5 protein-coding genes are annotated in these 7,112 nt (G+C 59.2%); all 5 read right to left on the minus strand.

Going from position 1 to position 7,112, the window contains the following annotated elements:
* Nucleotides 1–26: 26 nt before the first annotated feature.
* The 5 genes from DW850_RS05600 to DW850_RS05620 all read right to left on the minus strand — a co-directional run bounded on the left by DW850_RS05600 (nt 27) and on the right by DW850_RS05620 (nt 6,757).
* Entirely contained in the window at nt 27–719 is a 693-nt protein-coding gene (locus DW850_RS05600; protein WP_117786489.1) for a hypothetical protein, read from the minus strand.
* Nucleotides 720–789: 70 nt separating this feature from the next.
* Entirely contained in the window at nt 790–1,347 is a 558-nt protein-coding gene (locus tag DW850_RS05605; RefSeq protein ID WP_370215628.1) for a signal peptidase I, read from the minus strand.
* 812 nt (nt 1,348–2,159) lie between these two features.
* Complete coding sequence (bilS, locus tag DW850_RS05610) at nt 2,160–2,711, minus strand: flavodoxin family protein BilS (RefSeq protein WP_117786491.1); 552 nt, start codon at nt 2,709–2,711, stop codon at nt 2,160–2,162.
* 323 nt (nt 2,712–3,034) lie between these two features.
* Entirely contained in the window at nt 3,035–4,894 is a 1,860-nt protein-coding gene (locus DW850_RS05615; protein ID WP_117786492.1) for an ABC transporter ATP-binding protein, read from the minus strand.
* Nucleotides 4,895–6,757, minus strand: a complete 1,863-nt coding sequence (locus DW850_RS05620; RefSeq protein WP_117786493.1) for an ABC transporter ATP-binding protein — start codon at nt 6,755–6,757, stop codon at nt 4,895–4,897. It abuts the gene before it with no gap.
* Nucleotides 6,758–7,112: the final 355 nt, after the last annotated feature.

Here is a 7,112-nt window from a genome sequence, read left to right on the forward strand (position 1 = left end):
CGGGATCTCAGTGGGGGGGGGGGGGGTTACTGCTGCAACTTGGCAGCCCAGGCCTTGGCAGCAGTCAAAGCAGACGCAGACAAACCCTCAGTAGTGTTATCTGCTGCGTAAATAAAGCAGTTGACCTTCATCGTGGCAGGATTGGCGAAATCCTTTTGCTCAGTCTCCTTGGGCGTAGTCACCTGGTCGAACAGCTGACCGGTCCACTTGTCCTCGGTCTTGCTGGCAATAAGCGGAGTGGCCTCGGTCTCATTGCCAACATAAACGAAAAGGCCACCGAGATAATGAGTCGGTTCGCCCTCAACAGCGGTCGCCTCAACGGCCTTCCAACCCTTGTTAATGGTGAAGTAAGTCGTCTTGGAATCAGCAGTCCCAGCAGACGCTGTCTCGTTCTTCACGAAAACGTACACATAAGCGTTTTCGGACCCCTTGCCAATACCGACATTAGGATTCTTAGGAACAGACACGCCAGGGGCGAGCTTGGAGTCCGCAACCCAGTTAGTCTCGGTCAGATTGCCGTTGACCTTAGTCTTGTCATCCGGAATCGGCTGATCCGGATTATCAGGATTAGTGGTGGGGTGGTTGATGCCCGCAGTAGTGAAGTTGTTGGTCAGGCTCGACTGCGCCGTCAGCCATGCATAGGTACCCACGCCGGCAGCCAGCACCAACAGCAACAGGGCGGCAATGATGCCGTAGCGCTTTTTCTTCTTGTTTTCCATCGTTCTCTTCCTTTCGAGAATCGTTTTCCCCGGCAACGGCCCCTACCGCCGCCGACGCTTTTCCCTGCCGCTATGAACGCCGCTCCCTCGCATGCACGCGGGTATGCTTGCCCGCAGGCTCGTCGGGAACCATCCGATCGAGCACAATCGACGCCGCGGCCAGCAGCGCCAGAACGGCCACCACAACAAGCAAACCGGGCATCGTCGTGCAATATGCGTTAACGAAGCCCAGGTAAGGGACACAAAAAGAAACAGTGCCGATAACACTCGAAAAAGGCGTCTGCTCGGCATCGTGCATGATGCTTCCATCTGCATTTTTGTTTGCGATTCCCTGCGTGCTGATCGTCTGCGCCACAGGGTCGATCTCGTACACCTGGTGCGTCACCACGGCGCCGTCCGATCGGTAAAAGGTTGCATTGTCGCCCACGGCAATATCCGTTGGCTCAACCTGGCGGACAAACACCATGGAGCCAACGGGAAGCTCGGGTTCCATAGAGCCCGAAAGCACAGCAAAGGGCGTGTATCCAAATGCGCGAGGCACAAAAGAAACAACGGCAAGGGCTATGACAAGCGCGAACGCCAAGCTACTCAAAAGTGCAATAAATCGTTTGAGTCTACGCGCCGTCAAAGTGATAATTCATCCCCCTTGAGGACCTATTCGACCCATCCAAAGGTCAGCAAGTTTCAACAGGAACCGCAAGGCGCTTGAAAAGTGAGTCCGAAATAAGCCAATTTGGAATCTTTTCGTAATAAAAACATAGCGATGTGCTACACATTTTTCAATGTTTTATCGCTAAATGCTACTTATTTTGGCGTAAGCGGTCATTTATCCCCAAATTAGTCTGTTTTATCCAATACTTATAACTAACCCCCCTACGCAACTTCCCCATAGAAGGTTCGATTTTTTGCGAAACTAAAATAATGGTACCCCCCCCCACATTAAAACAAACTACTGGAAGTGTCATTTATTTCCGACCCCTCCTTTGCCGGAGTTTTATGGCAGCCCCATGTAGTTCGCAGCCCATAATCCTCTGAGAACCGTGTCCCAGAATTCACGTCCGGAGTGGGATACGGCTTCCGCTTGTGCCCCCGTTGGGAAACCACATCCCACTCCGATCACAAATTCCGGGTCGCACTTTCCGCCAAGGCCCTCAACCGGAAACGGCATCCCATTTCTCGGCCGAAAACTGGGATGCGGTTTCCACAGAGCCCCTCAACGGGAAACCGCATCCCATTCCAAAGGCAAATTCCGGGACGCAGCTTCCGCAACCCCACCCATCCGGAAATCCCATCCCACTCCGCATACATCCGGGCATAGAACAATCAGCTTATTAGGCCTTCCATCAATAAAGGGGCGCCCTCGTGTCATGAAAAAAGCCCCGAGAATCTCGAGGCTTTCACGTTTGTACGATTGAACGCGCGGCACCGCAAGCGGCGAAGTTATTCGCCCAAAACGGCCTTTTTTGCGGCTGCAGCCATGTTATCCATATCTTCCTTGGTGGGATGGTCCTTCGCGGCAACCCAGTTGTCGAGCAGCATCTTAAATCGGGCGTTATCGGGATCTTGCTCGAGCATGGCCTCGTAGCGCTGCTTGACCGCGGGGCCCATCTTGCCCTGGCACATCGCCCAGCCCGCAAGCTCGGCATCCCCAGCCAAATTGGAAGTTACGCGGTCGATAATCTGCTGATAGTAGCTCTGGTCGGCGCCAAAACCGCAGGTGCCAAACAGGAAGACGCGCTTACCGTGCAAGGCGGAGAGCAACGCCGCGACCGAAGGCGTGCACGCGCCCTTGTCACACCAAAAACCGACGAGCACCGTGTCGGCCGCGCAGGCGCCCTGCGCCTCGAGCGCAACCTGATCTGCATCCGCATCGTCGCTCAACGCCGCGGCGTGGACAAACTCAACGCCCGCAGCCTGTAGAGCGCGCTTGATCGCACCCGAAACCATCCTGGTATTACCGCTCTTGCTGTTAACCACCAAAGAGCACGTCATAGTCACGTTGCCTCGTTTCCCCCAAAACTAAAGCCACTAATGCAATTTATTAGATGAATATCTTAGTACTAACGTGACGGATGTAAACCACCGTCTGTCGATTGACGACGCAGACGACATCTTTGGACAGATTTCGAACAGTATGTACTTCGGATTGAAACCGCCGCAGAACGTTTCACGAATGTCCGAAAAACTGTTTCACAAAACGCCGTCAAATTGTGTCACGGAGTATCGTCAAAATGTTTCACGCGCTGGTAGAACGCTATATAACAAGATCGCTCTATGGGACAAACAAACCTGATTAATTTGCCCCACGGGCTTGCTCACTGGGCGAATTGGCTGCGGTAGAGCTCGGCATAGAAGCCGTCTGCCGCCAGCAGCTCGTCGTGCGTGCCGCGCTCGATAATCTCGCCGTCGCGCATCACTAGAATGCAGTCGGCGTTGCGGATGGTGCTCAGGCGGTGCGCCACCACGAAGCTTGTGCGACCGGCCATGAGCTCGTCGAATGCCGCCTGAACCTGCAGCTCGGTGCGGGTATCGATGCTCGAGGTCGCCTCGTCCAGCAGCAAGATTGCCGGGTCGGTGAGCATGACGCGCGCGATGCACAGCAGCTGCTTTTGGCCCTGGCTAAACGTGCCGCCGTCCTCGCCGATTACCGTATCGTAGCCGCCCGGCAGCTGCACGATAAACTTGTGCGCATGCGCGCGCTTGGCGGCCTCGATGACCTGCTCGCGCGTGGCATCGGGGCAACCGTACGCGATGTTGTCTGCCACCGTGCCCTCGAACAGCCAGGTGTCCTGCAGCACCATGCCAAAGGCGCGGCGCAGGCTCGAGCGCGTGTAGTCGCGCGACGAACGCCCGTCTACCGAGATGCGGCCGGCGTCGATATCGTAGAACCGCAGCAGCAAATTGATGAGCGTTGTCTTGCCACAGCCCGTAGGACCGACCAGGGCAAAGCGCATGCCGGGCTTAGCCTCGATGCAGATATCCTGCAGCAGCTTGCGGTCGGGCACATAGCTAAAGTCCACGTGTTCAAAGGTCACCTCGCCCTGCGGGGCGACAAGCTCCACGGCATCCGCCGCGTCGGGCTCCTGCTCGCGCGCATCAAGCAACGCAAACATGCGGCGCGCCGAGGCGTACGCGGTCTGGATCTGCGTGATGACGTTCGTGACCTCGTTGAACGGCTTAGTGTACTGGTTGGCGTAGGACAGGAAGATCTGCACGCCGCCCACCGTGAGCGCCGCCGGCACGCCCGTGATCACGCCCACGCAGCCGATCACGGCGACCACAGCGTAGATGATGTTGTTGATAAAGCGCATACCGGGGTTGGAAAGCGAACCCATAAACTGCGCGCGCTCACCCGCCGTATACAGCTCGGCGTTGAGGGCATCGAAGCGCTGCTGAGCGCTCGGGCCGTAGGCAAACGCGTCCACGAGCTTTTGCTCGCCCACATACTCCTCGATATGGCCGCCGAGCTGGCCTTGAATGCGTTGCTGGGCCGTAAAGCTCTTGTTGGAGAGCTTTGCGATGGCGCCGGCCGCAAAGATGGAAAGCGGCGTGACGAGCACCACCACGAGCGTCATGGTCAGGTTGATGGAGAGCATAAACGCGAGCGTGCCCACAATGGTGATAACGCCGGTAAAGAGCTGCGTGAAGCCCTGCAGCAGACCATCGCCCACCTGGTCGACGTCGTTGACCACGCGGCTCATGAGGTCGCCGTGGGCATGGCTGTCGATAAAGGTGAGCGGCATGCGGCTGAGCTTGTCGCTCGCCTCCACGCGCATGTCGCGCACCGTCTCGTAGGACAAGCGGTTAACGCAATAGCCCTGCAGCCACTGGAAAGCCGCAGCACCTACGACGACAATCGCGAGCTTGGTGACAAGCGGCAGCAGCGCATCGAAGTCCACCTGCCCGGCGGCGACGATCAGGTCGATGCCCTCGCCGATGAGAATAGGTGTGTAGAGCTGCAAGATCACCGAGATGGCAGCGCTCACAAACGACGCCGCAAACGAAATGCGGTGCGGGCGAACATAGCCCAGCAGGCGGCGGGTCACCGCGCCCACGGGATAGCGCTCGGGGTCGCCGGGCTGGCGCGGGCCGTCCCCCAGGTCGTTGAGGCTATCGTTGCCAGACACGTTGGCGGTCATCGTGGCGACCGAGCCGGAAGAAGTGTACGGGTTCATTTAGCAGCCCTCCTTTGCGCAAGTGGATGCCAGGGCGCACGCGGCGCCTGGGGTGGACGTGGACGTCGCGCTCCCCTGCTGACCCTCGAGCTCCTCACGACGAAGCTGCGACTGGCAAATCTCGCGATAGAGCCGGCAGGTCGCGTACAGCTCATCGTGCGTGCCCAGGCCCGCGACCGAACCGTGGTCGAGCACGCAGATCATGTCGGCATCGCGCACGGTCGAGACGCGCTGGCTCACGATGACGGTCGTCAGCGGCAGCCCGCCCTCGGCGGCACCGCGCACGCTGCGCTCGCGGATGGCATGGCGAAGCGCCGCGTCGGTCTTAAAGTCGAGCGCCGAGGCGGAGTCATCCATGATTAGGACCTGTGGAGAGCCCACCAGGGCACGTGCGATGGTCAGGCGCTGGCGCTGGCCACCGCTAAAGTTCTTGCCGCCCGCCTCGACCGGGGCATCGAGCCCCTGCGGCTTGTTGCGCACGAACTCGCTCGCCTGCGCCATGTCGAGCGCCGCCCAGAGCTCCTCGTCGGTTGCCGCCTCGTCGCGCCAGGTCAGGTTACTGCGGATGGTGCCGCTCACCAGCGACGCGCGCTGCGGGACGGTTGCGACCACATGGCGCAGCTGGTCGAGCGGCCATGCGCGCACGTCGGCGCCCATCACGCTCACGCTGCCGGTGCCCGCATCGTACAGGCGTGGGATAAGCGAGACGAGTGTGGACTTGCCGCTGCCCGTGCCGCCGATGATGCCGAGTGTCTTGCCCAGCGGCAGCTCCAGCGTCACATCGTTGACGGCGTTGGCAGCGCCGGCGCCAAACGAGAAGCTCGCATGGCTCAAGCTCAGCGCGGAGGCCGGAGCGGCATTGCCCGTCGCACCCGGCTTGGGCAGCGCGACCGGCTGGTTGTCCCCGTCCGTGATGCTCGGCTCACAATTGAGCACCTCGTTGATACGCGACGCACTGGCGCTCGCCTTGGTAAAGACCACGACCAGGTTGGCCACGTACACGATGGAGGTCAGGGTCTGCGTCATGTAGTTCACAAACGCCATAACCTGACCCTGCGTGAGATCGCTCACGTTGACCTGGATGCCGCCCACCCACAGGATGGCGCACACGCCCAGGTTCATCACCAAAAACGTAACGGGGTTAAGGATCGACGAGAGCTTGCCCACCGCGATGGCAGTATTGGCCTGGTCATCGGCAGCTTGGGCAAAGCGCTCGCGCTCGTGGTCCTCGCGCACGAAGGCGCGAACCACGCGAGCGCCCGAAAGGCCCTCGCGGCAAATGAGCGCGATGCGATCGAGCTTTGCCTGCAGCTGCTTGTAGTAGGGAATGCAGCGCGCCATGACAAGCCAAAACACCAGGCCGATGGCGGGCGTGCAAATCAAGAAAATCACGCCAAGCTTAAGGTCGATGGCAAGGGCCGCGACCATGGAGCCCACCGCCAGGAAAGGCCAGCGGATGAGCATGCGCACGCCCAGCGCCACGGCAAGCTGCACCTGGTTGACGTCGTTGGTGATGCGCGTGATGAGCGACGGCGTGCCAAAACGGTCGAGCTCGGCATAGCTCAGTTTGTTGATGTGCTGGTAGAGCGCACCACGGATATCGGTGCCCATGCCCTGCGAGGTGAGCGCCGCCATCTTTTGGCAGACGAGCGTAAACGAGATGCCGATCACAGCCATGGCGGCAAGCACCATACCGTAACGGACGACGGCATCCACGTCGTGCGAGCCAATGCCCTTATCGATCATCTGGGCAATCACCAGCGGCGTCAGCAGGTCAAAGATCACTTCGATCAACTTGCACGCAGGGCCGATCACCATATATCGGCGAAACTTACCACCAAAACGCCTGAGCAACTCAATCATGTATAGGCGCTCCCTATCATCATCCACATTCAATTCGAACCATGATAGTACCGCCACCCCAAAAGAAGCGTAAACAACTCGTCATTTCTAACGGGATTCAGTTTTCAGAGGAGCATACGCGCACACCCAGCCAGTGGCGGGCCAATCGCTTGGTATACTTACATTAGTGCTACCAGCCGAGCCGCCGACCCTTGAAATGAGGTGCCGAGATGAACGACATTCTCGCGAGAAGAGCAAGACGAGCAACCTTGGGCATCGCCCTTTCCGCGGCACTTGTCGCGGGAATCGCCCCCGCAACGGCGATCGCGGCAGAAACCAGCTCCCCCACCGGTGCAGTTGCCTGGCAGACGGAAGA

The organism is Collinsella sp. AM36-4AA, assembly GCF_003467795.1.
Taxonomy (GTDB): domain Bacteria; phylum Actinomycetota; class Coriobacteriia; order Coriobacteriales; family Coriobacteriaceae; genus Collinsella.